General features: G+C 39.1%; 19 protein-coding genes. 9 read left to right on the forward strand and 10 right to left on the reverse strand.

All coding sequences use genetic code 11. From position 1 onward, the window contains the following. Positions 1 to 78: 78 nt before the first annotated feature. From secA to QMA08_RS13520, 3 genes are all read left to right on the forward strand, one after another. A complete protein-coding gene (secA, locus tag QMA08_RS13510) occupies positions 79 to 2,787 on the forward strand; it encodes a preprotein translocase subunit SecA (protein ID WP_039485905.1) in 2,709 nt (902 codons plus the stop codon). Positions 2,788 to 2,855: 68 nt separating this feature from the next. Beyond that, positions 2,856 to 3,254, forward strand: coding sequence for an 8-oxo-dGTP diphosphatase MutT (gene mutT, locus QMA08_RS13515; RefSeq protein ID WP_007377262.1), 399 nt, complete (start codon positions 2,856 to 2,858; stop codon positions 3,252 to 3,254). 21 nt (positions 3,255 to 3,275) lie between these two features. After that, a complete protein-coding gene (locus QMA08_RS13520) occupies positions 3,276 to 4,376 on the forward strand; it encodes an aminoglycoside phosphotransferase family protein (protein ID WP_290174720.1) in 1,101 nt (366 codons plus the stop codon). Between the two features lie 36 nt (positions 4,377 to 4,412). Here QMA08_RS13520 and QMA08_RS13525 read toward each other — a convergent pair whose 3' ends face one another. The 3 genes from QMA08_RS13525 to pmbA form a co-directional block, all read right to left on the reverse strand. After that, positions 4,413 to 6,488 (reverse strand): M13 family metallopeptidase, encoded by a 2,076-nt coding sequence (locus QMA08_RS13525; protein ID WP_290174721.1) that lies wholly within the window; start codon positions 6,486 to 6,488, stop codon positions 4,413 to 4,415. Between the two features lie 422 nt (positions 6,489 to 6,910). Further along, entirely contained in the window at positions 6,911 to 7,390 is a 480-nt protein-coding gene (locus QMA08_RS13530; protein WP_290174722.1) for a DUF721 domain-containing protein, read from the reverse strand. Positions 7,391 to 7,462: 72 nt separating this feature from the next. Continuing rightward, entirely contained in the window at positions 7,463 to 8,812 is a 1,350-nt protein-coding gene (gene pmbA / locus QMA08_RS13535; protein ID WP_165742846.1) for a metalloprotease PmbA, read from the reverse strand. 144 nt (positions 8,813 to 8,956) lie between these two features. Here pmbA and yjgA point away from each other — a divergent pair, with 144 nt between their 5' ends. Further along, the gene (yjgA, locus tag QMA08_RS13540) at positions 8,957 to 9,490 is read left to right on the forward strand and encodes a ribosome biogenesis factor YjgA (RefSeq protein ID WP_002959930.1); all 534 of its coding nucleotides are present in this window, start codon (positions 8,957 to 8,959) and stop codon (positions 9,488 to 9,490) included. A gap of 124 nt (positions 9,491 to 9,614) precedes the next feature. Beyond that, positions 9,615 to 10,988 (forward strand): oxygen-independent coproporphyrinogen III oxidase, encoded by a 1,374-nt coding sequence (hemN, locus tag QMA08_RS13545; protein ID WP_290174723.1) that lies wholly within the window; start codon positions 9,615 to 9,617, stop codon positions 10,986 to 10,988. 76 nt (positions 10,989 to 11,064) lie between these two features. Here the strand turns inward: hemN and QMA08_RS13550 are convergent, their stop codons facing one another. The 3 genes from QMA08_RS13550 to QMA08_RS13560 form a co-directional block, all read right to left on the reverse strand. Then, a complete protein-coding gene (locus QMA08_RS13550) occupies positions 11,065 to 11,580 on the reverse strand; it encodes a DUF2489 domain-containing protein (protein WP_290174724.1) in 516 nt (171 codons plus the stop codon). Between the two features lie 12 nt (positions 11,581 to 11,592). After that, positions 11,593 to 12,177, reverse strand: coding sequence for a Der GTPase-activating protein YihI (gene yihI / locus QMA08_RS13555; protein ID WP_002959924.1), 585 nt, complete (start codon positions 12,175 to 12,177; stop codon positions 11,593 to 11,595). Between the two features lie 753 nt (positions 12,178 to 12,930). Next, positions 12,931 to 13,563, reverse strand: a complete 633-nt coding sequence (locus tag QMA08_RS13560) for a c-type cytochrome (RefSeq protein WP_024596955.1) — start codon at positions 13,561 to 13,563, stop codon at positions 12,931 to 12,933. A gap of 281 nt (positions 13,564 to 13,844) precedes the next feature. Here QMA08_RS13560 and yihA point away from each other — a divergent pair, with 281 nt between their 5' ends. Beyond that, complete coding sequence (gene yihA / locus QMA08_RS13565) at positions 13,845 to 14,513, forward strand: ribosome biogenesis GTP-binding protein YihA/YsxC (RefSeq protein WP_002959920.1); 669 nt, start codon at positions 13,845 to 13,847, stop codon at positions 14,511 to 14,513. Positions 14,514 to 14,522: 9 nt separating this feature from the next. Here yihA and QMA08_RS13570 read toward each other — a convergent pair whose 3' ends face one another. From QMA08_RS13570 to polA, 3 genes are all read right to left on the reverse strand, one after another. Further along, entirely contained in the window at positions 14,523 to 15,041 is a 519-nt protein-coding gene (locus QMA08_RS13570) for a DUF1285 domain-containing protein (RefSeq protein ID WP_290174725.1), read from the reverse strand. Then, complete coding sequence (locus QMA08_RS13575) at positions 15,038 to 15,625, reverse strand: YceI family protein (protein WP_024605301.1); 588 nt, start codon at positions 15,623 to 15,625, stop codon at positions 15,038 to 15,040. Before QMA08_RS13575 ends, QMA08_RS13570 begins: the two co-directional genes overlap by 4 nt. A 491-nt stretch (positions 15,626 to 16,116) precedes the next feature. Beyond that, positions 16,117 to 18,852 carry a DNA polymerase I gene (gene polA / locus QMA08_RS13580; RefSeq protein WP_138488411.1) on the reverse strand — a complete coding sequence of 912 codons (2,736 nt, stop codon included), beginning with the start codon at positions 18,850 to 18,852 and terminating at the stop codon, positions 16,117 to 16,119. 524 nt (positions 18,853 to 19,376) lie between these two features. On the opposite strand from polA, the gene elbB reads away from it, so the two are divergent. The 3 genes from elbB (at position 19,377) to QMA08_RS13595 (ending at position 23,382) form a co-directional block, all read left to right on the forward strand. Next, positions 19,377 to 20,024, forward strand: a complete 648-nt coding sequence (elbB, locus tag QMA08_RS13585) for an isoprenoid biosynthesis glyoxalase ElbB (protein WP_182696384.1) — start codon at positions 19,377 to 19,379, stop codon at positions 20,022 to 20,024. A gap of 233 nt (positions 20,025 to 20,257) precedes the next feature. Further along, entirely contained in the window at positions 20,258 to 20,653 is a 396-nt protein-coding gene (locus QMA08_RS13590; RefSeq protein ID WP_002959908.1) for a cytochrome c5 family protein, read from the forward strand. 164 nt (positions 20,654 to 20,817) lie between these two features. Continuing rightward, positions 20,818 to 23,382 carry a diguanylate cyclase gene (locus QMA08_RS13595; RefSeq protein WP_290174726.1) on the forward strand — a complete coding sequence of 855 codons (2,565 nt, stop codon included), beginning with the start codon at positions 20,818 to 20,820 and terminating at the stop codon, positions 23,380 to 23,382. 15 nt (positions 23,383 to 23,397) lie between these two features. Here the strand turns inward: QMA08_RS13595 and rep are convergent, their stop codons facing one another. Continuing rightward, positions 23,398 to 25,416 carry a DNA helicase Rep gene (gene rep / locus QMA08_RS13600; RefSeq protein WP_165742838.1) on the reverse strand — a complete coding sequence of 673 codons (2,019 nt, stop codon included), beginning with the start codon at positions 25,414 to 25,416 and terminating at the stop codon, positions 23,398 to 23,400. Positions 25,417 to 25,439: the final 23 nt, after the last annotated feature.

The following is a 25,439-nucleotide window of genomic DNA, read 5'->3' on the forward strand; positions in this document are numbered from 1 at the left end:
GCACATATTAATTACCAATTGTTAAAAATGGGTTAGCCGATACTCGGCTGACAAAGAATACATTGTAACGGTTTTATCATGATATCTAATTTATTTACCAAGCTTTTTGGTAGTCGCAATGACCGCACTATTAAAAACTTAAGAAAGACGGTCGCGCTAATCAATGCGCTAGAAACGCAACTTGAAGCGCTTTCTGATGAAGATTTAAGAGCTAAAACAGCTGAGTTTAGAGAACGTTACGATAACGGACAAAGCCTTGACGACATTCTACCAGAGGCTTTTGCTGTGGTACGTGAAGCGTCAAAGCGTGTAAATGGCATGCGTCATTTCGACGTGCAGTTATTAGGTGGTATGGTTTTACATCAAGGTCGCATTGCAGAAATGCGTACCGGTGAAGGTAAAACACTTACAGCTACTCTACCAGCTTATCTAAACGGCTTAACAGGCAAAGGTGTTCACGTAATTACCGTGAATGACTACCTTGCTAAACGTGATGCTGAAACCAACCGTGCGTTATTTGAATTTTTAGGCCTTACAGTAGGCTGTAACGTACCAGGTATGATGCCGCAGCAAAAGAAGCTCGCTTATACTGCCGACATTACATACGGTACTAATAACGAATTTGGTTTTGACTACCTTCGTGACAACATGGCTTTTAGCATTGATGAACGAGTTCAACGTCCATTATTTTATGCTGTAGTCGATGAAGTGGATTCAATCTTAATTGATGAAGCACGTACCCCGCTTATTATTTCAGGCCCAGCTGAGGATAGCTCTGAGCTATACACTGAAATAAACACCATCGTTCCTTTACTTGAGCTTCAAGAAAAAGAAGACGAAGAAGGCATTGAAGGTGACGGCGATTACACTATCGATGAAAAATCTAAGCAAGTTCATTTAACAGAACGTGGTCAAATTAAAGTAGAAGAGCTACTTACTGAGCGCGGCTTAATTGAAGAAGGCGATTCGCTTTATTCAGCAGCAAGCATTACGCTACTAAGCCATGTTTATGCCGCCCTTCGTGCTCATAAGCTATACCAAAAAGATGTTGATTACGTTGTAAAAGAAAACGAAGTAATTATTATCGATGAGCATACTGGTCGTTCAATGGAAGGTCGTCGTTGGTCAGAAGGTTTACACCAAGCTGTTGAAGCAAAAGAAGGTGTAAAAATTCAAAACGAGAACCAAACACTTGCCTCTATTACGTTCCAAAACTACTTCCGTTTATACGAAACGTTAGCAGGTATGACAGGTACAGCCGATACTGAAGCATTTGAATTTCAGTCTATTTATGGCCTTGATACTGTTGTTATGCCAACTAATAAGCCGATGATTCGTGATGATCGCGCCGATTTAGTTTACCTAACGCAAGAAGAAAAATACGAAGCTATTTTAATTGATATTAAAGACTGCCAAGACCGCGGACAACCAGTGCTTGTTGGTACTATTTCAATTGAAAGCTCTGAGTATTTATCGCAGTTTTTACGCAAGGAAAAAATTAAGCACAACGTACTTAATGCTAAATTTCATGCGCAAGAAGCTGACATCGTTTCAGATGCTGGCCTACCAGGGACAGTAACAATTGCAACAAACATGGCCGGTCGTGGTACCGATATCGTGCTTGGTGGTAACTGGAACAGTGAAGTTGAAAAACTTGAAAACCCAACTGATGAGCAAATTGCTGAAATTAAAGCAGCTTGGAAAATTCGCCATGATGCAGTAATTGATGCCGGCGGTTTACATATCATAGGTACTGAACGTCACGAATCTCGTCGTATAGATAACCAATTACGTGGTCGCTCTGGTCGTCAAGGTGATGCTGGTTCAAGCCGTTTTTACTTATCGATGGACGATGCGTTAATGCGTATATTTGCCGGTGAGCGCATGACTAACATGATGCGTAAACTCGGTATGCAACGCGGTGAAGCAATTGAACATCCATGGGTTAACCGTGCGATTGAAAATGCACAGCGTAAAGTAGAAGCACGTAACTTCGACGTTCGTAAGCAACTACTTGAGTACGATGATGTAGCAAACGATCAACGTCGTGTTGTTTACTCTCAGCGTAACGAACTACTTGAAGAAGGTGATATTTCAGAAACTATTACTGCAATTCGTGGTGACGTACTTAGCAATACAATTGATCAGTACATTGCACCGCAAAGCCTTGCTGAAATGTGGGATATTCCTGGCCTTGAAGAGCGTTTAAAACAAGACTTCTTAATTGAGTTACCTATTACTCAGTGGTTAGCAGATGACAATAAACTATACGAAGAAAAGCTTCGTGAGCGTATTGAGCAGGCGGTTGAGCAGTCATACAAGCAAAAAGAAGAGCAAGTTGGCGATTCTGTTTTACGTCAATTCGAAAAAGCGATTATGTTACAGAGCCTTGATCAGCATTGGAAAGATCACCTTGCTGCAATGGATCATTTACGCCAAGGTATTCATTTACGTGGTTACGCGCAAAAGAATCCTAAGCAAGAGTACAAGCGTGAATCGTTTGAGCTGTTCTCCGAAATGCTTGAAAACTTGAAAGTAGATGTTGTAAGCATTCTAAGTAAAGTACAAGTACGCGCAGAAGAAGATGTTGAAAAAGTAGAAGAGCAACACCGTAAAAGTGAAAATGCTCCTCGCGAATACCAACATGAAGAAGCTGAGCACGTAGGTGGCGAAGCGCCAGAAACAGCGACAGTAATGGCTCGTACAGAACCAAAAGTAGGTCGTAATGACCCTTGTCCTTGTAAATCAGGTCAAAAATTCAAACAGTGTTGCGGTAAATTAAAATAACCCAATATTGTCAGTAGCTTATTAAAAAGCGGCGCTAGCGTCGCTTTTTTTTATGGAGTTTTAAAGTAATGACTATAGAAATTGTACATGTAGCTGTTGGTGTTATTAAGAAAAATAACGCTATATTCATTTGTAAACGTGCAGATGAACAACATCAAGGCGGTTTATGGGAATTTCCTGGTGGTAAAGTCGAAGCTGGAGAAAGTGTGTTTGTTGCACTTAAACGCGAGCTTATTGAAGAAGTTGGACTAACCATTCACAGCTCTAGCCAATTGATGGTGATTGAACATGACTACGGCGATAAATGCGTTAAATTAGATGTACACGTAGTAAGTAACTTTAGCGGTGAAGCACATGGCGCTGAAGGGCAACCTAGCGAATGGGTAGCAATTACTGAATTAGAAAATTATGATTTTCCTGAAGCGAATGCTGAAATTATCGAAAAAATAGTTGCCCGATACGCATAAAAAAGAGCATAAGTGAGCACAATGAATATCTCAATACAAAATAAGCTAAGCGAACTGTTAGCACTGCCTCCTGAGTTAACTCAAGTTAGTGCGATTGGTAGCGGCCATATAAATAGTACATGGCTACTTACAAGTATTGATAAACAGTTTATTGTGCAAAAACTAAATACTGAGGTATTTAAAAACCCTGCTCAGTTAGTGAGTAATGCAAAACTAATTGAGCAGCATTTAAATGCTAAACAACTGCAAAATAATTACCCGCTTGAAATAATCAAACATATAGCTACACAAAACGACGAACACTTAATAAAAATTGATAATGCGTATTATCGCGTCCTTAACTATATTAGCGGTAGCTACAGCGAAGACGTTGTTAAAAATACCCAGCAGAGCGAGCAAGCGGCTTACGCCTTTGGCGTATTTGCTCATGCATTACAAGATTTTGATGCGCAACAGTTACACACTGTAATTCCTGATTTTCATAACTTAGCGATGCGCTTTGAGCAATTAAATACCGCAATCACTAACAACGTAGTTAATAGAGTAAAGCACTGCAATGGTGAAATAGAGTATTGCTTAACGCAGCAGCATTTAATTACTGAGCTTAGTCAGGTAGCTAAACACATACCGCTTAGAGTGTGTCATAACGATACAAAAATAAATAATATGCTATTTTGTAATACAACTCACAAAGCAAAAGCAGTTATTGATTTAGACACCTGCATGGCAGGATTTTGGCTTTATGACTTTGGCGACATGGTACGTACATTTTGCTCCCCCGAAGCCGAGGATTCAACAAACTTACACAACGTTGTTATTCGAAAAGATATATTTTCAGCCATTGTTAAAGGCTATGTAACGCCATTAAAAAGCAGCATGAGTATACTAGAGCAAGAAAGCTTATTATTAGGCGCTAAAATAATGCCACTCATGTTAAGTGTGCGCTTTTTAACTGATTACTTAAATAACGATGTGTACTTTAAAGTATCTCATGCAGAGCATAATTTAGAGCGAGCACAAAACCAACTCGCGCTTTATAAAAACATACTGAGTAACGAAGAATGGATGCACGCGTGCTTAGTCGATGAAAAAATTCAAGATACAAAAAAACCAGTAAGCTAAAAACTTACTGGTTTTTTGTTATTTATAGCAATGCAATTACCAGATTTTTACGCGATCTTCTGGTTTGATATACATTTTATCACCTTCTTTTACGTCAAACGCTTCGTAAAACTCAGGCATGTTCGACAAGATACCGATTACACGGTAGTGGCTTGGTGAATGAGGGTCTGTTAATAAACGATTACGTAACTCTTCATCGCGGTAGTTACGACGCCAGATTTGTGACCAACCCATAAAGAAACGTTGATCGCCTGTGTAACCATCTATCACGGGTGCTTTTTTATCACCTAAAGATAGCATATACGCTTTATGCGCAACGGTTAAACCACCTAAGTCACCAATGTTTTCGCCAAGCGTTAGCTCACCATTAACACTTGCATCTTCAAACGGTTTATATTCGTTATACTGTGCAACTAAAGCCGTTGTACGCTCTTCAAATTGCTTAAGGTCAGTCTCACTCCACCAGTTACGTAAGTTACCGTCACCGTCGTATTTAGCACCTTGGTCGTCAAAACCGTGACCCAGCTCATGCCCAATTACCGCGCCAATTGCGCCGTAGTTTACAGCATCATCCGCTTCTAAATTAAAGAATGGTGGTTGTAATATAGCGGCTGGAAATACAATTTCATTGTTTACTGGGTTGTAATACGCATTGACTGTTTGCGGAGTCATGTGCCATTCAGAGCGATCAACTGGTTTACCCAATTTAGCAATCATATCTGCGTATGCCCATTCGCTATAACGGATGTAATTACCTACTAGCTCGTCTGAGTTAATCTCTAGCTCTGAGTAATCTTTCCACGTGTCTGGGTAACCAATCTTAGGCGTAAATTTGTCTAATTTTTCTTTCGCTGCAAGCTTTGTTTCAGGGCTCATCCACTCAAGATTTTCGATAGCAACGCCATAACCTTTAATTACGTTATCAACTAACTCTTCCATGCGTGCTTTAGCTTCTGGCGGGAAGTTATCTTTAACGTATACCTTACCTAAAATCTCACCAAGTACACTGTTAGATGCATCAACCGCTTGCTTCCAAAGAGGTGCTTGTTCTTCTACGCCACGAAGTGTTGTGCTGTAAAAGTCAAAGTTAAGGTTAACTAAATCTTCGCTAAGTAGCTCTGCATAACCACTTACAAAATGAAATTTTAAGTAGTTTTTCCACGTCGCTAAATCAGTATCTTTGTAAATAGTAGCAAGTGCTTCTAAGTAGCTTGGTTGACGTACAATAATGTCACTTGCACTCACACCTGCATCTTTAAAGAATGCAGCTAAATCAAGCTCCCCCATCAACTTGCTAGCATCTGCTACTGTCATCTTGTTATAAGATTTAGTTGCATCACGGCTTTGCACACGGCTCCACTGAGCATCAGCTAGTGTTTTTTCAAATGCAAGTACGCTCTTGGCAGCTTCTGCTGCATTTTTAACGCCTGATTTTGCTAAAACATCTGTGATGTATTGCTCGTAAGAAGCACGAATTTTAGTGAATTTTTCGTCATCATTTAAGTAATAATCACGATCTGGTAAACCAAGACCCGACTGAGATAAATACAATGCATACTCGCTCGAGTTTTTAGCATCGTTATTTACAAACCAACCAAACGGTAAAGTACCGCCTTGTTTTTGAATTTTAGCCATTAAACCCACTAAATCAGCTTTAGATTTAACGCTATCAATCGTATCTAATGACGGTTGTAATGGCGTAATACCTAGCTCATTACGCGCAGATTGATTCATGTAGCTTTTATAAAATGCGCCAATTTTATACTCATCACTGCCTTTTTTAGCGGCCTTATTCGCGGCTGCGTTTTCAAGGGCAATTTTCATCGCTTTTTGTGACTCATCATATAGCTGCGAAAAAGAACCGTAGTTAGACTTATCACCTGGTATTTCAGTTTTTGCTAACCACTGTCCATTTACATGGTAATAAAAATCGTCTTGTGCGCGTACTGAACTATCCATATTCGCTAGTTCAATACCAAGCTCTAGTGGCTTTTCAGCGGGTGCTGTTACTACAGGAGTATCGGTTACTTTAGCTTCTTGTTGTTTTTCACCACAACCTACTAGACCAAGTGCAAGCGCTATGCTCGCAGCGGCCATTGTTACTTTATTCATAATGGTTCCGTTTGTTAGTTAGAATTAAATCATACCAATCTGCTTATGTATGGGGTCTATTTAACGTTAAGAAAATTACGCTAGAACTAGGCAAAAGTTTTTGTATCTAGTTGTTCTAAATAAAAAAATTTTAACGACGTTATAGTGCAATTTAATTCGTTAAATTGTTCAAAGATTTATGCAGGTTGGTATTACATACCAACTCCATTAAATTCTTGAATATAGCAGGAGTAAAAATAGCACTGCCTGTACGCTTTTACTTAATGGAATGGGTATCAAGGGAGCTTTAAATAATAAAGCACACCACGCAGTATAATAAACCTCATTAGACCAACAATAAAATGGAATATGTAACAAAGTATTTTGAATGCGGTGAGCTGCAAAAATAGCCCTACCAATAACAATATAGTGGGTGGCTAAGGCTAACTTTTATTCTTCCCGTGGAGCGCTAAACGCTCTAGTTTTTCTTTTAATGAAGGGGGGGCAGAAGCCGCTATCGCATTTAAGTAATTAGCGGTTTGCTCACTCATTTTCCGTGAGTTGGTAACTGTAGGGCTGCCCGATTTATTAGCGGTACTTAATCGCTGAGTTGCTTGAGGATTTGCAGTTATTTTTATTTGCCCGAGCTCTACCATTCCAGCTGCTCTAAAGTGTGAAAGCATATCCATTTTTAAATAATTAAGCCTAAGCGCGATAGGCGCAGACACAGCCTCTATCATTAGCGTGCCGTCTCGGTAATTACTAACTCGGCATTTATCACCCAATTTAGGGCCTAAAAAATCTTTTAATAAGGTTTGCTGTGTATCAAGTGCTTGGCTTTTGCCTGCATAAGCCGATAAACGATTATTTAACCCCGCCATAATATCGGTTAGCGGTTTTGGTGCATATCTATCTTTAGCCATTTTACACCTCGTAAAAACTCACTTAGACCCAGAGATAATACTCTGGGTCTAAGTATACACTGCGTATTAATACTACGCGCCGGCTATTTGCATTTGCTCTATTAGTACTGAGCCTGTTTGAATACCACCACGGCGTTCTATATCACCACCAATGGCAGAAATACCTTTAAACATGTCTTTTAAATTACCAGCAATAGTAATTTCACTTACCGGATATTGAATTTCACCATTTTCAACCCAAAAACCTGCAGCACCACGAGAGTAGTCACCCGTTACGGTATTTACGCCCTGCCCCATTAGCTCTGTAACTAATAAGCCAGTACCCATGGTTTTTAATAGTGCTGTTAAATCGTTATGAGTTTGCTCAACGAGCCAGTTATGTATACCGCCTGCATGCCCTGTTGGCGTCATATTCATTTTGCGTGCGGCATAACTTGCTAATAAATAGGTTTGTAACTCGCCACCTTGAATTATTTCTCTATCGAATGTTTTAACACCTTCGCTATCAAACGGTGACGATGCCAACCCTTTTAAAATATGTGGGCGCTCAGCAATATTCACACAATGACTAAATACCTGAGTACCTAAGCTATCAAGTAAAAAGCTTGATTTACGATAAAGCGCGCCACCACCAATTGCCGACACCAAGTGACCAAACAATGAATTTGCAATATCTGCTCTAAAAATAACAGGCACTTTCATTGTGCCTAACTTTTGGCTGTTTAATTTAGCTAAGGTTTCAGCTGCCGCTTCAAGACCCACTGCCGCCGCATCATTTAAACCAGCCTGATCGCGAGCAACTGTATAAGCAGAGTCGCGCTGCATGTGTTCGCCATCTTTACCTATTACCATAGTACTAATACTATGACGAGTGCGCGGAAAGCCTGCAATTAAACCGTGGCTGTTACCATAAACACGTAATCCCTGATGCGATGAAAAACTCGCACCATCAGAGTTAACAATACGCTCGTCCGCATTTAATGCAGCTTGCTCAGCAGCATGACAAAGCTCAATGCCTTCCTCAGGACTTACATCCCAAGGATGATATAAATCTAAATCTTTAGGATTAAATTCAAGTAACTCTTTATCAGCAACGCCGTTAAATGGGTCATCAGATGTAAATTTGGCTATATCAATCGCTTTTTCGACTACCGTGCGCAATGTTTTTGGATTTAAATCAGCCGTTGACGCCGAGCCTTTATTATTACCAACATATACACTAATGCCTAAGCCGCCGTCTTGGTTGAACTCAATGGTTTCTACTTCACCCATTCGTGTACTAACCGATAAACCAGACGTGCTAGACATCGCAGCTTCTGCAGCTGTAGCGCCTAATTTTTTAGCATGTTCGAGTACTTCTGCTACCGCATCTTTAACTTGCGATATTTGAGAATAAATTGGATCGTTTTGTTGGCTTTTCATAAATTAAGTCCTGAGCCTTAGAGGCATAATGCACGCATTTCTTATATTTAAATGCTAACACACTCAATGCATCACATCAGCTAATATTCCTAAGTATCATATTCATGTATAATGGCAAAAGTTATTTTTATTTAAGAGCACCCCATGGCAAAGAAAAAAGGCAAGCCTGCTGAAATTGAAGAAGAAATTGAATATGTATCAAGAACGGAGCTTAAACGCGAAGCGCAAGAGTTTCATCAGTTAGGTACTGAAATTGCCAAAATGGGTAAAAAACAGCGCGAACGCCTGCCATTAAATGACGATTTAAAAGAAGCGATGGTTGTTGCTGATAAAATAAGTAACAAAAGCGACGCGTACCGCCGCCACTTAAACTACATCGCTAAAACACTGCGTACTGTAGAAAACATTGATGATATTAAAGCGATTATCGATGTGATGCTTAATAAAAATAACCAAGCTGAAGTATTGGTCAAAAAAATTGAGCAATTACGTTCAGATTTAATTGAACAAGGTGATGACCTTATCAATGAGACTATTGAGCAGTTTCCATCTCTTGATCGTCAACAAATGCGCCAATTAGTTCGAAATGCGGCAAAAGAAGCGAAAGCTGAAAAGCCAGGTAAAGGTTATAAAGAATTATTTCAATACCTTAAAGATGCTCATACTATTACGTATTAATTAGGTCGTCTTAAGTTATATTTTATTAAAAAAGGTGCTTCGGCACCTTTTTTGTTATAGATCAAACCGCCTCACTGCGTACTTTTTTATAATCACCCCCTAAATAAATACTTAGGTGCGCGTGATGATTAAACTTCCACAATGGGATGAAACCCTAATAAACAAATATAATGTGTCTGGTCCGCGTTATACCTCTTATCCCACGGCTTTATCACTGCGTGACGGGTACCAGCAACAAGACCTACTAAGCGCTATAGAATCGTCAAAAAGTCGCTCTCTTTCTTTATATATTCATATTCCGTTTTGTAGTCAGCTTTGCTACTACTGTGGCTGTAATAAAATAATTACCCGTCATCAATCTAAGGCAGATACCTATCTCGACTTTTTAGCAAAAGAAATTACTGCCCAAGCGCCTTTATTTAAAAGCTACACGGTTGAGCAATTACATTTAGGTGGCGGTACTCCCACCTTTTTAACCGCAAAACAAATAACCCGTTTAATTAAGCTTTTAGAGCAGCACTTTAATTTTACAAGCACCACAGAGCGCGGCATTGAAATAGACCCACGCTCACTTGCCGATAATATGCTTGTTGATTTAAGGATGCTTGGCTTTAACCGTGTCTCGTTTGGGATTCAAGACTTTAACGACGACGTGCAACTTGCTGTTAATCGCCCGCAAAATGCAGATACCGTTAAGCAATTAATTACACAGGCTCGAGAGTTGGGGTTTCAATCTATTAATGCAGATATGATTTACGGGCTTCCTCTGCAAACACCACAAAGCTTTAAACAAACTATAGAGCAACTTATTGAGCTAAGCCCTGACAGAGTATCAGTGTTTAACTATGCGCATTTACCTGAGCGCTTTGCCGCACAGCGTAAGATTAAAGGTGCAGATTTACCCAGTGCACATAATAAGCTCACCATGTTTAAAAATACGCTGGAGCAGATGACGCAAGCAGGCTATCAATTTATTGGTATGGACCATTTTGCAAAAACTGATAATGAACTAGCTGTTGCGCAAAATGAAGGCAAGTTACATCGTAACTTTCAAGGTTATACAACCCATGGAAATTGTGATTTATTAGGTTTAGGCGTGTCATCGATTTCGCAGATTGGCACCGCCATTTTACAAAATCAAAAAGAATTAAAACATTATTACCACAGCGTAGAAACACAAAGCGGCAGTGCTCTTAATAAAGGAATGCACTTAACACATGATGATGTAATTCGTGCTGATGCAATTAAACAGCTCATTTGCCAATTTGAATTAGATATACAAGACTTTAGTGAAAAACACGCGCTTATATTTAATGACTACTTTGAGGATGCATTAGTAGCGCTGGCGCCACTTATAAAAGATGAACTAGTAACTATAATTGATAATAAAATTAGCGTAACACCACGCGGTAACTTATTCATTCGTATTATTTGTATGTGCTTCGATGCTCACTTACAAAAACAAATTAACGCAACGCGCTTTTCAAGAGTGATTTAGCCTGAACTCTGGATAATAAATACATCGACACAAAAAAAGCAGACCTAGGTCTGCTTTTTGTATTTAAGTTATAGCTTTAATTAAAAACGACTTTATCGCTACCTGGAGCGGCTTTAAACTCGATGATAATTTTAGCGCAATCGGCTTTAACTTCATCTTTAAGTGTTTTTTCACCTTGCCAGCGAGCCTTATCTAGCTTAAAAATCTCTTTTTTAGAGTATTTTTTACGTGCATCGTGCGTCGGCATTTCTTTAACTACCTGATACATTTTATAAATACCAGGATACTGCGTCGTTAAATCACGCTCGCTTTCAAAGGCATACTGAGACATAAGTACCCAAATGCGTAAACAGCCTTCAGAAAACTCACACTGCTCTTCATTCATTGCACGTGCGATTAAATGAATACTATCGGCTAGTTTTGCGTTTCGCTTTAAACGCGACTTTTCAAGCTTTTGCTTTTGTTCAGCCTGCGTTTTAGCAATTAACTTTTTTTGCGCATTTAACTTATACAGCAACTGACCCGCATAAAATGCCAAACCAGTTATGATAGCAGCGCCTAAAAGTAAGGCTAAAATTACCGAGGTACTCATTATTTATCCTTACTATTTGTCGTCTTCATCTAACCATTCGTTGGCTAAATCATCAGATAAGTATTGATCGAAATCAGAATTGCCTTGGCTTTCAAGGTCATCTTCAAACTCGTCTTCGTCCTCATCTTCAATACCAAGAATTTCACATAACGCCTGATGACGGGCAATGCGACTATTAAAGTACTTAGCATCTTTACCTGTTAGCATTTCACCTTTTTCATGACGCTCTACTAATTTAAGTAAACGTTCATCATTCTCAAGTGCTTCTAGCTCTTGTTCAGGTGTAAATTCAGGCTCGATTACTTTTTTCAGCTCAATAGTTGGCTTTAAGTTGCGTTTCATTTCAACTTTAGGCTCCGGCGCGGTTGCGATTAACGGCACAGGCTTTTTACTACCTACACGCTTATCTTTAGGCGCGTGATTACTATTTTGGCTTTCGCTATCTAGTAAATCTGGCGCATTACGAGAACCGGGCTTTGCGCCTTTGGTTTTTTTAACTCGCTGCTCTTTTAATGCGCGCATTTCTTTAAGCTTATCTTGGCTTAAACGAACAGGTCCGTTTGCTGGGCTTTTGCGTGACTTTTTAGTTCTACTCATATCTTGATCATCTCACTTAAGAGGTTTTGAGCGAAGCGCAAATTAATGGGCATCGCAGTGCTGGCCTAGCCAGAAGAATTCAGTTTGCGCTATAGAGGTTGGGTTTCTCATTTAAAAGCGCCTTAGCTAATTAATCGCTAATTTTAAACGGTGGGTATTGTAACAGGACAAATAAAAAGGCGGTAGAGAAAACATCTCTACCGCCTGCTAATCTGAGCGCCATTATCTGGACACTTCTCCCTTCGACTTTTTTTAGTCTTTATTATTTTTATTATTATCAGTCCGTATTGTTATTATTTTTACGTTCCTTGTTACATTCCATTTTGTTTTTGTTATTAAACTTCCATGAGTTTTTTATTATTTTCGGTCATCCTGACACTTTTTTATTATTTCCTTTAGTAGCACCAATCTTGTGCTATGTAGTCATGCCGCGCCACTTTCCTTATAGCTTGTTTCCGTTTTGTTATTGTTCTTTTGCGACAGTGGTTAATTTACTCGTTAATGATTTTGTTACAACTGGTTTATATAACTTTTATTATACTTATTACATTTTAAAATCAAATAAACAATAAAATACAATAGGTTAATGATGGATAAAAATTAAAAAGAAGACTTTTCTCACACTCAAGCATGGTCAATGTCTTACATTTAAACGGGTGATATCGTTAATTTTGCACACAAAAAAAGCAGCCTGGGCTGCTTTTTGTAAAACATTGTAGTGTATTTATTATTAATTGCTAAATAAATACGACTTTAGTGTAAACCACCTAAGTACTGAGAAAGTACTTCAATATCTTTATCTGTTAATTTCTTCGCTATATCGCCCATCATGCCATTTAAGTCATTGTGACGAGTTCCATCACGGAATTTTTCAAGTTGAGACTTGATATATCCAGGATGCTGAAAAGAAATTTTTGGAAACTTAGCAAGTGATGAACCGTTACCACGTGGACCATGACATGCTGCACATGATGGAATTCCACGCTCCGCATCGCCTGCTTTAAAGAGCATTTCGCCAACTTCAACAACATCTTTAGGTGTAGCACCTTCAGTCATGTTCATTGAAGAAAAATAAGCAGCTAGATCTTTCATGTCTTGCTCGCTAAGTGGCATAGCCATAGCGCTCATTACTGGATCCATACGCCCTTCTTTGCCGCCTGACGTCATACCTAATTTTAAATCCTGAAGTTGCTTAAGGATATAATCTGGATGTTGACCTGCAATTTTAGGGTAAATATTAACCGGCGCATTACCGTCTGGGCCGTGACAAGCCGCACACGTTGCTGATTTTTCTTTACCTGCGTTTACATCGCCATCAAATGCTGTTGCGTTGCTTGCTGACAACGCACCAAGCAATATTGTTAAAGATAGTGCTATTTTTTTCATGGTGAATTCTCTGTTTCCGACCCTGTATCATCTACAATCGTGATGTTGTAATACATATATTCTACACGATAATAAATTCTCTGGCACGTTTTCTACACATATTAAGCTTATAATTTACAGGGTTTTGACTTAGATTAAGCTTTAACATGTTTTAAATGTACCATAGGTGCTGTTTTTAGGTGGTTAAATACGCTTTTTAATACATCCTTTATAGTATAAAATACGCGCCCTGAGTGAATTTGGTTTACTCAATGTTATTTTTTTAAGTTTTAGGAGAGCCTGTGCTCAAATCTCGTATCAAATATAATACTGCGTCTTTCGTAACAAGCGCTCCCGACATTACTAAATTACCTGCTGATACGGGAATTGAAGTTGCGTTTGCCGGTCGCTCCAATGCAGGTAAGTCGAGTGCATTAAATGCATTAACCGATCAGAAGCTAGCACGTACAAGTAAAACACCTGGACGTACTCAGCTAATCAATACATTCGATTTAGCTGATGTTGACGATATGCGCCTTATCGATTTACCAGGCTATGGCTTTGCTAAAGTACCAATCGAAATGAAAAAGAAATGGCAAAAGTCGTTAGGTGAATATCTGCAAAAGCGTCAAAGCTTAAAAGGTATTGTTATTTTAATGGATATTCGTCATCCATTAAAAGATTTAGACCGTGATTTAATTAACTGGGCAATTGGTAGTGAAATTCCAGTATTGGCACTATTAACTAAAGCCGACAAACTAAAGCAAGGCCCTCGTAAATCACAAGTACTGCAAGTTCGTCGTGAATTAAGCACGCTTGATGGCGATATCACAGTTCATGCGTTTTCATCATTAAAGGGCACCGGTTTACCAGAAGTAGCTAAAAAGCTAGATGAATGGTTTTTAGGTCCTGTTATTGCTGTACCACCTAGCGATGAAACAATCACAGACGAAACAAACCCAGAGGCTTAAACGCTGGCGTTACGATAAATAAAACTGCTTTCCTGCAGATTTAATAAAATAGCCGAGCTTATCAAACTCGGCTTTTTCAGCCCACTGATAAAATACACTGCGTGAAACTCGCGCACTACAACCATACGGTAGCTTTAAATAAGGCACCTTTGAACCATTGTAGTCTTTTATATGCAAGGGCTGCTGAGCGCTCACTAGCCACTGCCTAGCTAAATTATCAATACAACACAACACTTGCCCTTGCGCTGTATTTTCAAAACGCCAATCAACAATAATAAACGGCGCATCTTCAACCGTTATTGTTATTTTTTCGACAGGGGTTTTTAAATAAAATTGCTCATCTTCTTTACATAATACAGAAGCAAACAGCTTCACCATGGCTGGGCGTGTTATTTCGCTGCCATCGTAAAACCATTTCCCTTCATTATTAATAACAATTGGCAGCTCCCCACAATGGTTAGGCTGCCAACTATCAAAAGGTTTGCTTGGCTCGCTTAATCGCTTGCTAAGCTCACGTAAAGAAATCACTGTTTTTTAAGTGTTATTGCAAATGTAACAGGTACTGCTGTTGCAATTGAAGGTAAACCCGCTAGCTCTTGCAGCTTTTTAACGCCTTCGGTTACACCAAAATCATCACTATTAATAATAATAGGTGTTAATGATGATACCGTTAAATCACCACTTTGCGTGCTGTTAACGAGTACATCAATTGCCAATGGTTTTTTATTACCATGAAAATCAAGCTCAGCTTTAATACCCTTCAATACATATTGACCAGGCTTTTTGATATTACTTAGCTCTTTAGTTAAATTTGCAGTTAAAACAGCATTAGGGAATTTAGCCGCTTCAAATAAAAATGTAGCTAAACGCTCATTACGAATAGGGATTAGAGTTTCGGCTGATGTTAAATCAACATTAACGCTAAACTCACCTTTATCAGAAAGCATACCTTCAAGGTTAGTAAAATGGTGAGCTTCAGCAATCGAATCTTTTTTAATTGAAACAAAGCTTAGTTGGCTTTTATCATTCACTAGCTGCCAATTGGCCTGAGCAACATTAGAAATAACTAAACTTGATAAAGAAAAACCTGCAATAGCTAATGCTTTAAACATAACGCACTCCTTAGTAATAAAATGAAAAGAATAAAAAATGATAGCACTTCGATGGTATCACCTGCGATGTACCCAAACCACCTCGAAGTGACGAATGAATAATACAATTGGTATAGCGCAAAAAAGAATTAATTAGATAGGATTTTTAGGCGTAAAACAAAAAACGGCCCACCAAACAAGTTGGTAGGCCGGTATAGCAAACTGGGGAGAAGCTATCAATTTGTTGCACCCTTTCAGATGCATCATCAACAGGATGTCCTACAGGATAGGACAGGCGGGACTTTAACAAAAGCACGCATTAAAATACAATCATATTCCTGTAAAACAGCTCGAATTGACGAACATATAACTATTTAATACAAATAGTTGCTTAAATTAACCTTATTTTAACTAAAGCTTGCATATAGCTAATTAAATAGCTGTTATTCGTCATTTTTATTAAACATAAAAAAAGCGCCAAAAGGCGCTTTAATTAAAATGCTCAAATTGCATTAATGGGCTTGTTCCCAGTTGTCACCTTCGTCGGCTTCAACAATAAGCGGCACATCAAGCGCTGCAGCTTGCGACATCAGCTCACAAATATGTTTTGTGTATTCTGGTGCGCAGTCTGTTTTAATTTCAAATACCAATTCATCGTGTACTTGCATAAGTAACTTAATCGTATTTGGCGCTTGTTCGTGTACCCAGCGGTTAACGCTCAGCATTGCCTTTTTGATAATATCAGCAGCAGTACCTTGCATTGGTGCGTTTATAGCAGCACGTTCGGCTCCTTTTCTGCGCGCGCCATTACGTGCGTTTATTTCTGGCAAATGTAGGCGGCGACCAAATATTGTTTCAACGTAGCCATTTTCAGCCGCTTTTTCACGTGTTGTTTCCATGTACTCTAATACACCAGGAAAACGCTCAAAGTATTTATCTATGTAATGCTGCGCTTCATGGCGTGGCACATCTAGTTGACGTGCTAAACCAAATGCCGACATACCATAAATTAAACCAAAGTTTACTGCTTTCGCCTTGCGGCGCATATCGGTAGTTACATCATCAAGCTCTACACCAAATACTTCAGCGGCAGTTGCACTGTGTACATCTAAGCCGTTAGCGAATGCATTTAATAAACCTTTGTCTTGTGAAAGGTGCGCCATAATACGCAGCTCAATTTGGCTGTAATCGGCAGCGACAATTTTGTAACCATCGGCAGCTATAAACGCTTCACGAATTCGACGCCCTTCTTCTGAACGAATAGGAATATTTTGTAAATTAGGATCGGTTGAACTCAAGCGCCCCGTTGCTGTAATTGCCTGATGATAAGACGTATGTACACGCTGGGTTTTCTCATTCACCATTAATGGTAATTTATCGGTATAAGTCGATTTAAGCTTTGATAAACCACGATGCTCTATAATTACTTTAGGTAGTGGATAATCATGAGCAAGCTCTTGCAATACTTCTTCTGCGGTAGAAGGTGCACCTTTAGGTGTTTTTTTGATAATAGGCAGGCCAAGCTTTTCAAACAACAATACTTGTAGTTGCTTAGGAGAGCTTAAATTAAATGGTTCGCCTGCTATTTCAAATGCTTCTTTTTCAAGCTCAATTAAACGCTCGCCTAATCGTTGGCTGTGTGCTGCAAGCATATTGCTATCTATTGCAACACCGGTGCGTTCAATATCAGAAATCACACTAACAAGTGGCATTTCTATATCTTCGAATACAGATTTTAACTTTTCATCAGCCGCTATTTTTGGCCAAAGCACTTCATGTAGGCGCAAAGTAATATCGGCATCTTCTGCAGCGTAAGGCGCAGCTTTTTCAAGTTCAATTTGGTTGAAGGTAAGTTGCTTTTTACCTTTGCCAGCAATATCTTCAAAGCTAATATTTTTATGACCTAGATATTTAAGTGCTAGCGAGTCCATATCGTGGCGTGTACCCACACTATTAAATACGTATGACTCAAGCATGGTGTCAAACTTAATACCGTTTAGCGCAAAACCTGCATTCGCTAATACACTTTTGTCATATTTAAGGTTTTGCCCTACTTTAGCTTTGTTTTCATCGGCCAAAATTGGACCTAGCTTTTGCATTACAAATTCCAGACTTAATTGCTCAGGCGCACCCGGGTAGTCATGCGCTAGAGGTAAATACACAGCTTCACCCGCTTTTACGGCAAAACTCATACCCACTAATTGCGCTTTCATATAATCAAGGCTGGTAGTTTCTGTATCAAATGCAAATAACTCGGCACTATTTAATTGCTCTATCAACGTATCAAATTGCGCTTGCGTTAAAATAGTTTCGTAATGAGCATCTTCTACTTTTGGTAATTCAGTGGCTTCGGTAGGTACAGCTAAATGTGTTTCTGCATCTTTGGGGTTATCTAGTAACTCAGCTAACCAACGACGAAATTCGCACTCACCATATAGTGCAATTAATTCGTCTTTATTTGGCTCTTGTAATTTGAACGTATCAAGATCAGATTCAACTTCAACATCGCACTTAATTGTTGCAAGCTCGTAGCTTAAAGGCAGATGATCGAGAGCTGCAGCTAACTTTTCACCTATTTTACCCTTAATCTCACTTGCGTGATCCATTACACCTTGCAACGAGCCATATTTCTCTAACCACTTAACGGCCGTTTTTGGACCACAGCCTTCAACACCTGGGATATTATCGACCTTATCGCCCATTAGTGCCAAGTAATCGATAATAAGTTCGGGGCCTACACCAAACTTTTCAACTACGGTAACAGGATCTGAAATACTGTCGGTCATCGTGTTTATTAATGTAACGTGTTCATTTACAAGTTGCGCCATGTCTTTATCACCAGTGGAGACAAGGACATGCCGTTTTTGCTCAGTTGCAATGCGTGCAAATGTGCCAATAACATCATCAGCTTCAACGCCTTCGATACTAATTAGCGGAAAACCCATCGCTTTGATAATGCTATGTATTGGTGCTATTTGCGTACGTAAGTCATCCGGCATCGGCGGGCGATTTGCCTTATATTCGCTATACATATCGTTACGGAACGTTTTGCCTTTAGCATCAAATATAACCACCATGTGTGAGGGATCATATTGTCTGATCAAGCTTTTAAGCATGTTGATCACGCCATAAATAGCGCCCGTAGCCTCACCTTTAGAATTAGTTAAATGCGGCGGAGAATGATAAGCACGAAATAAATATGACGAGCCATCAACTAAAATAAGTGGGTTTTCGGGGATCTGAGCCATGGTGAATTTGGATCCTAAATGCAAAAAATTAAGGTAATTATAAGCATGCCATAAGGTAGTAAATAAAACGACTGTGAATTACTGTTTATCGTGTTATTAAAACTAGAGCAAGCTGTGGATAAGTGTGTAGATAACAGCCACGAGCTATTCTTCCAAAGCATTATAAAATGCCTAGAAAATACTTTAACTGTATGTTTTAATTTAAAAAAGATAATACGAGGTTCTTTTTTTATTATTTTAAACCAATGTGGAAAAAGGTTTTCTAACGACTGCTTCTGTTGTTATTCACTTTGATTATTCGCGTCCATTTAAATAACCGGAGGAGTATTCTAGCACAATGGATCGAAGATCATAGCGATCCTTTATAATTTTTTTAAAGGCAAAGTGATCGCAAATGGCATAAACCGCAAAACGACTTGCACTGCGAATGATTTTTGTACTAAAAATTTATTTTCGCGAGAAATTTTGAGCATGTTAAACTTCATCCGATCGACTTATAAAAAAGACTTTAGGGGCACAAAAGCATGAAAAACGTAGCAGTAATATTAGCAGGGTCTGGTGTGTACGATGGTAGTGAAATTAATGAAGCAATTTTAACTTTATTACATATAGCCAAAAATGGCGCAACGTATCAGTGTTTTGCACCAGATATTGAACAACTTCATACCATTAACCATTTAACAGGTGAAGTAATGCCTGATAAACGCAATGTATTAACAGAAGCTGCTCGCATTGCACGAGGTGACATTAAATCGCTGATTGAACTAGACGTGACTCAGTTTGACGCATTAATTGTACCTGGCGGTTTCGGTGCTGCAAAAAACTTATGCGATTTTGCAATTAAAGGCGCAAAAGCAAATATCAATCAGGACGTCCTTAATGCTTGTAAATCATTTGCAAAAGCGAATAAGCCTGCAGGTTATATGTGTATTGCACCCGCATTGATCCCATTTATTTACGATAACGCCGCACTTACTATTGGTAACGATGTAGAGACAGCACAAGCGCTAAGCACATTAGGCGCTAAACATATAGATTGTGCGGTTGACGGTGTAGTTATCGATGAACCAAATAAGCTAGTTACCACCCCTGCTTACATGTTGGCAGAATCGATTCTTGAAGCCGACGCAGGGATCGCAAAACTAGTTAGTAGCGTATTATCAATAAATTGATTTTGATCTTAGGATCTAAAAAGTTAATTGTATGACTGATTGCGCTTATTAAATTGCTTAACAAAAAACAGTAAATAATTAAATTTTATTGCGTTAACGCAAAAAGTAGTCAGTTTTATTAATAAAAACGCCTCTTAGCATTTTATAAATTGGCTCAGAGAGTTATAATCGGTTTAATTTCCGTCATCTTTAATCGTGATTGATCACGTTCAAATCGAAGTGAGCAAGGCAAAATGAAAAAATTAACAGCTGCAGCATTATTATTGCTAGCAACCACTGCATACGCACAGCCATATGATAACTCTATGACTGAAGATGCAATTAAAGCACGTCTCGCGCCGGTTGGTGCTGTATACCTTGAAGGCGATAAAGCTGCAGTTGCAGCGGCGCCTACAGGTCCTCGTTCTGGTGAGCAAGTATATCAAGGTGCATGTTTTGCATGTCACGGCACTGGTGCACTAGGCGCGCCTAAATCGGCTGACGATTGGGCTCCACGTATTGCTAAAGGTAAAGATACTTTACTTGAGCATGCGCTAAATGGCTTTAATGCTATGCCTCCAAAAGGCACGTGTATGGATTGTTCTGATGATGAGATTAGTGCTGCTATCGACTTTATGACATCTAAATAAGCTCGATTGAAATATACAAAAAAGGTTTACTTCTGTAAGCCTTTTTTAATGCCTAAAATAGTGTATCTAGCTACTGCTTTAGTAGGAATATCAACTTGACGATAAGCACTAAAAGTGAAAGTATAAGGCTAATAACTATACAATAAAAATAGCCGGTTAGATCATTGGAAGATAAACTATCAGTATCGAGTAAATTGGCGTATCAAAATAAACGCCTTAGAGCGCTTCTCGAGAAATACAAACAATCACATCACTTACAAAATGCCCTGATCCAATTATCAGAGCAGGCAAGTACTGTGGCCGAGCTAACCCTGCTATACCCCGCCATCCATGATATTTTACAAAAGTACGTACCTAGTAAAAGTTTTTATGTGGTGCTGCTAAATCAGTACAGTCAATCACTGGAACTTTCTTACTTTTCAGATGAAAAAGATGGTATTGCTGTTGCTCTTAATCAATCAAATAGCTTTGATGAAGGCGCCACGGGTTATGTATTTAAACAGGGTAAAACTACATGTTTTACCAAGCAGCAAATGCAAGATGCTGCAGCAGAAGGTTTATTTAAAGCATTAGGCACTCCTGCCGAACACTGGGTAGGCGTACCGGTTTACCAAGAACACAATATTATCGGCGTATTAGCAGCTCAAAGTTACGATACAAAACAAGGCTATAGCTCACAGCAAATACAATTACTTGAGTTTATGTCGCTTTATTTGGCAACAGCAATAGAGCGTGTAAAAAAACGAGAGCTTCTTGAGTCAGAAGTTAAAATTCGCACCCGCGCACTCACTCAAAGTAACGATGCACTAAACCTTGAAATAGAGCAGCGTAAACGCGCACTTCAACGCCAACAAATTCTATTTAAAATATCTGAGATAGCAACACAAGCTAAAAACCTTGATGACGCTTATTTTAAAATACACGAAATAATAAAAACAATTACCTACGCAGAAAACTTATATATTGCACTTTATGATAAAGAAACAGGGTGGATTAGTTTTCCTTATTGCGTAGATGAATTTAAAGAAAATACACAGCCAAGGCGCTTTGCTAAAGGTTATAGCGAACTGGTAATAAGCACCGAAGAAACACAACTAATACACCCATGTAGAGCAAAAGAATTAATAGAAAGCGGTGTGGTACAACGTTCAGCACCTGTACCAAAAGAGCAAATGGCCACTAGCTGGTTAGGCGCTCCACTTAAAACAGCTCAAGGTGTTATCGGCCTTATTGTTTGCCAAGCCTACGATAACAAACATATATTCAGCCGAGATGATTGCGAGTTAATTACCTTTGTATCGCATCAAATTGCAGCTGTTTTACAAACAAAGCTCGTCAATCAAGCAATTGCAAAAAGCCATCAAGAACTCGAATTTAGAGTAAACGAAAAAACCAAAGAATTGCGTCAAACTAATCTGCACTTACAAATGCAAATAGATGAGCGAAAAAAAATAGAGCAGCAGCTTTATCATGATGCACATCACGATTCACTTACGAGCTTGCCTAATCGTAGTCTATTTTTAACTCAGCTCGAAAAAACGCTACAACATTATCAACGTTTTCCTGAGCACCACTTTGCTGTTTTGTTTATCGATTTAGATAAATTTAAAGATATTAACGATCAGCTTGGCCACCATGCAGGCGATCAGTTTTTAATTAACGTAAGTGAGTTATTTGCCCAATGTATACGCGAGCATGATTTACTAGCACGCTTAGGCGGGGATGAATTTGTTATTTTATTAACCCATTTAACTGAGCCTCAACAAGCAGAAGATGTTGCAAATCGTATTATAGATTTAATGAAAAAACCTTTTTATCTTAAAGGTGAGTCTTTACAAAGTGGCGCAAGTATAGGGATAACCTACTCAAAGAAAAGCTATACGCATACAGATGAAATTATTCGTGATGCCGATGCCGCCATGTATCACGCCAAAAACTCAGGAAAAAATCGCTACGAGTTATTTCATCCGCTATTAACGCAATCAATACCTGCGCAGACTCTAAAAGCACAACATCACCTTGATATATTACCTATGAGTTTTAGAAGCTCAGAAATAATTACGCTTGATGAGCAACAACAGTCTGAATCTTTATTTGAAGCATTTGGTGAACACCCAATACTTGGCTTTACTAGCTTTGATATTTTGAAAAAGTTTGCATCAGATAAAGAGCAGCATCTGCAAGTAGAGTTACAACTATTACAACGCGCCTATGCACAAGCAATTACTGCAAATGTAGCTATGGCATTGGTTCCTTGCTCTGGTTTGCTACTTGAGGAACACGAATTTGTTTTATTTACAGATACGCTAAATAAACAACAAGGACAAAGCCAACTCTGTTTATTATTTGATGAACAAGAAATTCGCCACGCATGTGCAACGCAAATAAAAAACCTCAAAATGCTATCACAACTTGGTTATTCAATTGGTTTAAACAATTTTGCTAAAGACAGGTGCGAACTTAATTTACTAACCGATATTAATTTTGATTATTTACTACTTAGCTCGACCTTTAGTAAACGTGTTTTACAACAAGAAAGTTACGATTTTCAGCTACAGGGCGTGCTTGCAATTACAAAGCTCAAAGCAATGAAGGTCATTGCTAAAGGCCCTTCAATCCTTAATTTTAGAGCTTTATTAGATAAACACGGTTTGGCATTTTTTGTAGGTAAACAACACGCTTTAGTATGCTCTGAGTTACCTGAAGTGCAAGCAACTCAGTCTCTATAAAGTTAGCCTGAGGTATTACTCAGGCTTTTTAAACATCGCTCGTAAGTTAGCGACTCTTGCTTGGCCTTTTTCCATGCGCTCTGCTTGGGTATTTGGCGCCTTTTTGTTTTCGAACGCGAGATCGTCCTGCGGTAACTCTTGTACAAATCGGCTTAATTCAGTTTGCGAGGTTTCACCAAATTGACGACGTACCTTTGCATAAGTAAGTGTTAACTCCTGCTGTGCGCGAGTAATACCAACATAAGCTAAGCGACGTTCTTCATCTACGTTGTCCTCATCAATACTTACCTGATGCGGAAGTAAACCCTCTTCCATACCCACCATAAATACGTACGGGTACTCTAAGCCCTTTGATGCATGTAGTGTTGATAAGTGCACTGCATCGGTTTCATCTTCTTCTTCGTTACGCTCAAGCATATCGCGAAGGGTTAGCTTGCTAACAACCTCGGCTAATGTCATTGGTTCGTTGTCGGCATCACCGGTCAACATATCTGTTATCCAACGATACAGCTCTGATACGTTTTTCATACGCATTTCAGCCGCTTTTGCACTCGGTGACGACTCGTACAAATATGCCTCGTAATTAATATTACGCACTAAGTCTTTAACAGCTTCGAGCGTATCACCGCGTACTGCGTTATCAGATAGCTCAACAACCCAGCGTGCAAATCCAGCAAGCGCATTAAAGCCACGCCCTTTTAGTCTGTAGCCTAAATCGTTATCAAAACAGGTAGCAAATAAGCTCGCGTGCTTTTCATTAGCAAGCGTACCAAGCTTTTCAAGGGTAACCGTACCTATTTCGCGTCGCGGTGTATTTACGATACGTAAAAAAGCATTGTCATCATCTTGATTAACTAGCAAACGTAAATATGCCATAATATCTTTAATTTCTGAGCGAGCGAAAAACGACATACCGCCACTAATTTTATAAGGGATACGGTTACTCATTAGTGATTTTTCAAAGCCACGTGCTTGATGATTACCACGATATAAAATCGCGTAATCTTTATAGCTGGTTCGCTTCATAAACTTATGTGAAATTATTTCAGCAACCACACGCTCAGATTCATGCTCTTCATCGCGGCACCCTATTACTTTAATCGGCTCACCATAACCTAGCTCACTAAATAACTTTTTCTCTATGTCATGTGGGTTATTCGCAATTAAAATGTTAGCCGCTTTTAGTATTCGCCCTGCACTTCGATAGTTTTGTTCAAGCTTTATAAGTCTAAGCCCTGGGTAGTCTTTACCTAATAACACTAAGTTTTGCGGGCGAGCACCACGCCATGAGTAAATTGATTGATCGTCATCACCTACCACAGTAAAACGGGCACGCTCGCCTACTAGCAATTTAACAAGTTGATATTGGCTTGTGTTGGTATCTTGATACTCATCCACCAGCAAGTATTTAAAGCGTTGCTGCCAGCGCTCACGAGATGTGGCGTTATTAGTAAGTAACAAAGTAGGGATCATAATTAAATCATCAAAATCCAGTGCATTATAAGCACGCAGCTGGTTTTGATAGCGCCCATATAACTGCGCGAACAATGCTTTTTGCGGATCACGCGCTTCGCGTATTGCTTGCTCTGGCAGTACTAATTCGTTTTTCCAACTACCAATTTCCATTTTAAGTAGTTTGAGTAAGTCCTTGTCTTTTTTGAGCTCATCTTCGGTAAGCTCACTAAGAAGCTGATTGGTATCTTGATCATCAAATAACGAAAAGCCGGGTTTAAACCCTAATGTACTCAACTCTTTTTTTATTATTTCTAAACCGAGTGTATGAAACGTTGATACCCATAAACCTTTAGCGTCTTGCTTACCGAGCGTTTGCAGTACTCGCTCACGCATTTCTTTGGCTGCTTTATTGGTAAAAGTAACAGCGGCTATATTTCGCGCTTTGTACTCACATTTTTTCACTAAATAAGCGATTTTATTCGTAATAACACGGGTTTTACCAGAGCCTGCGCCCGCGAGTACTAAGCAGGGACCACTAATATATTTTACGGCTTCATCTTGTTTAGGATTGAGTTTCATAACGACCAAAGAAATTTAAAAGA

Origin of the sequence: Pseudoalteromonas sp. APC 3355 (assembly GCF_030407615.1) — a bacterium.
Classification (GTDB): Bacteria; Pseudomonadota; Gammaproteobacteria; order Enterobacterales; family Alteromonadaceae; genus Pseudoalteromonas; species Pseudoalteromonas distincta.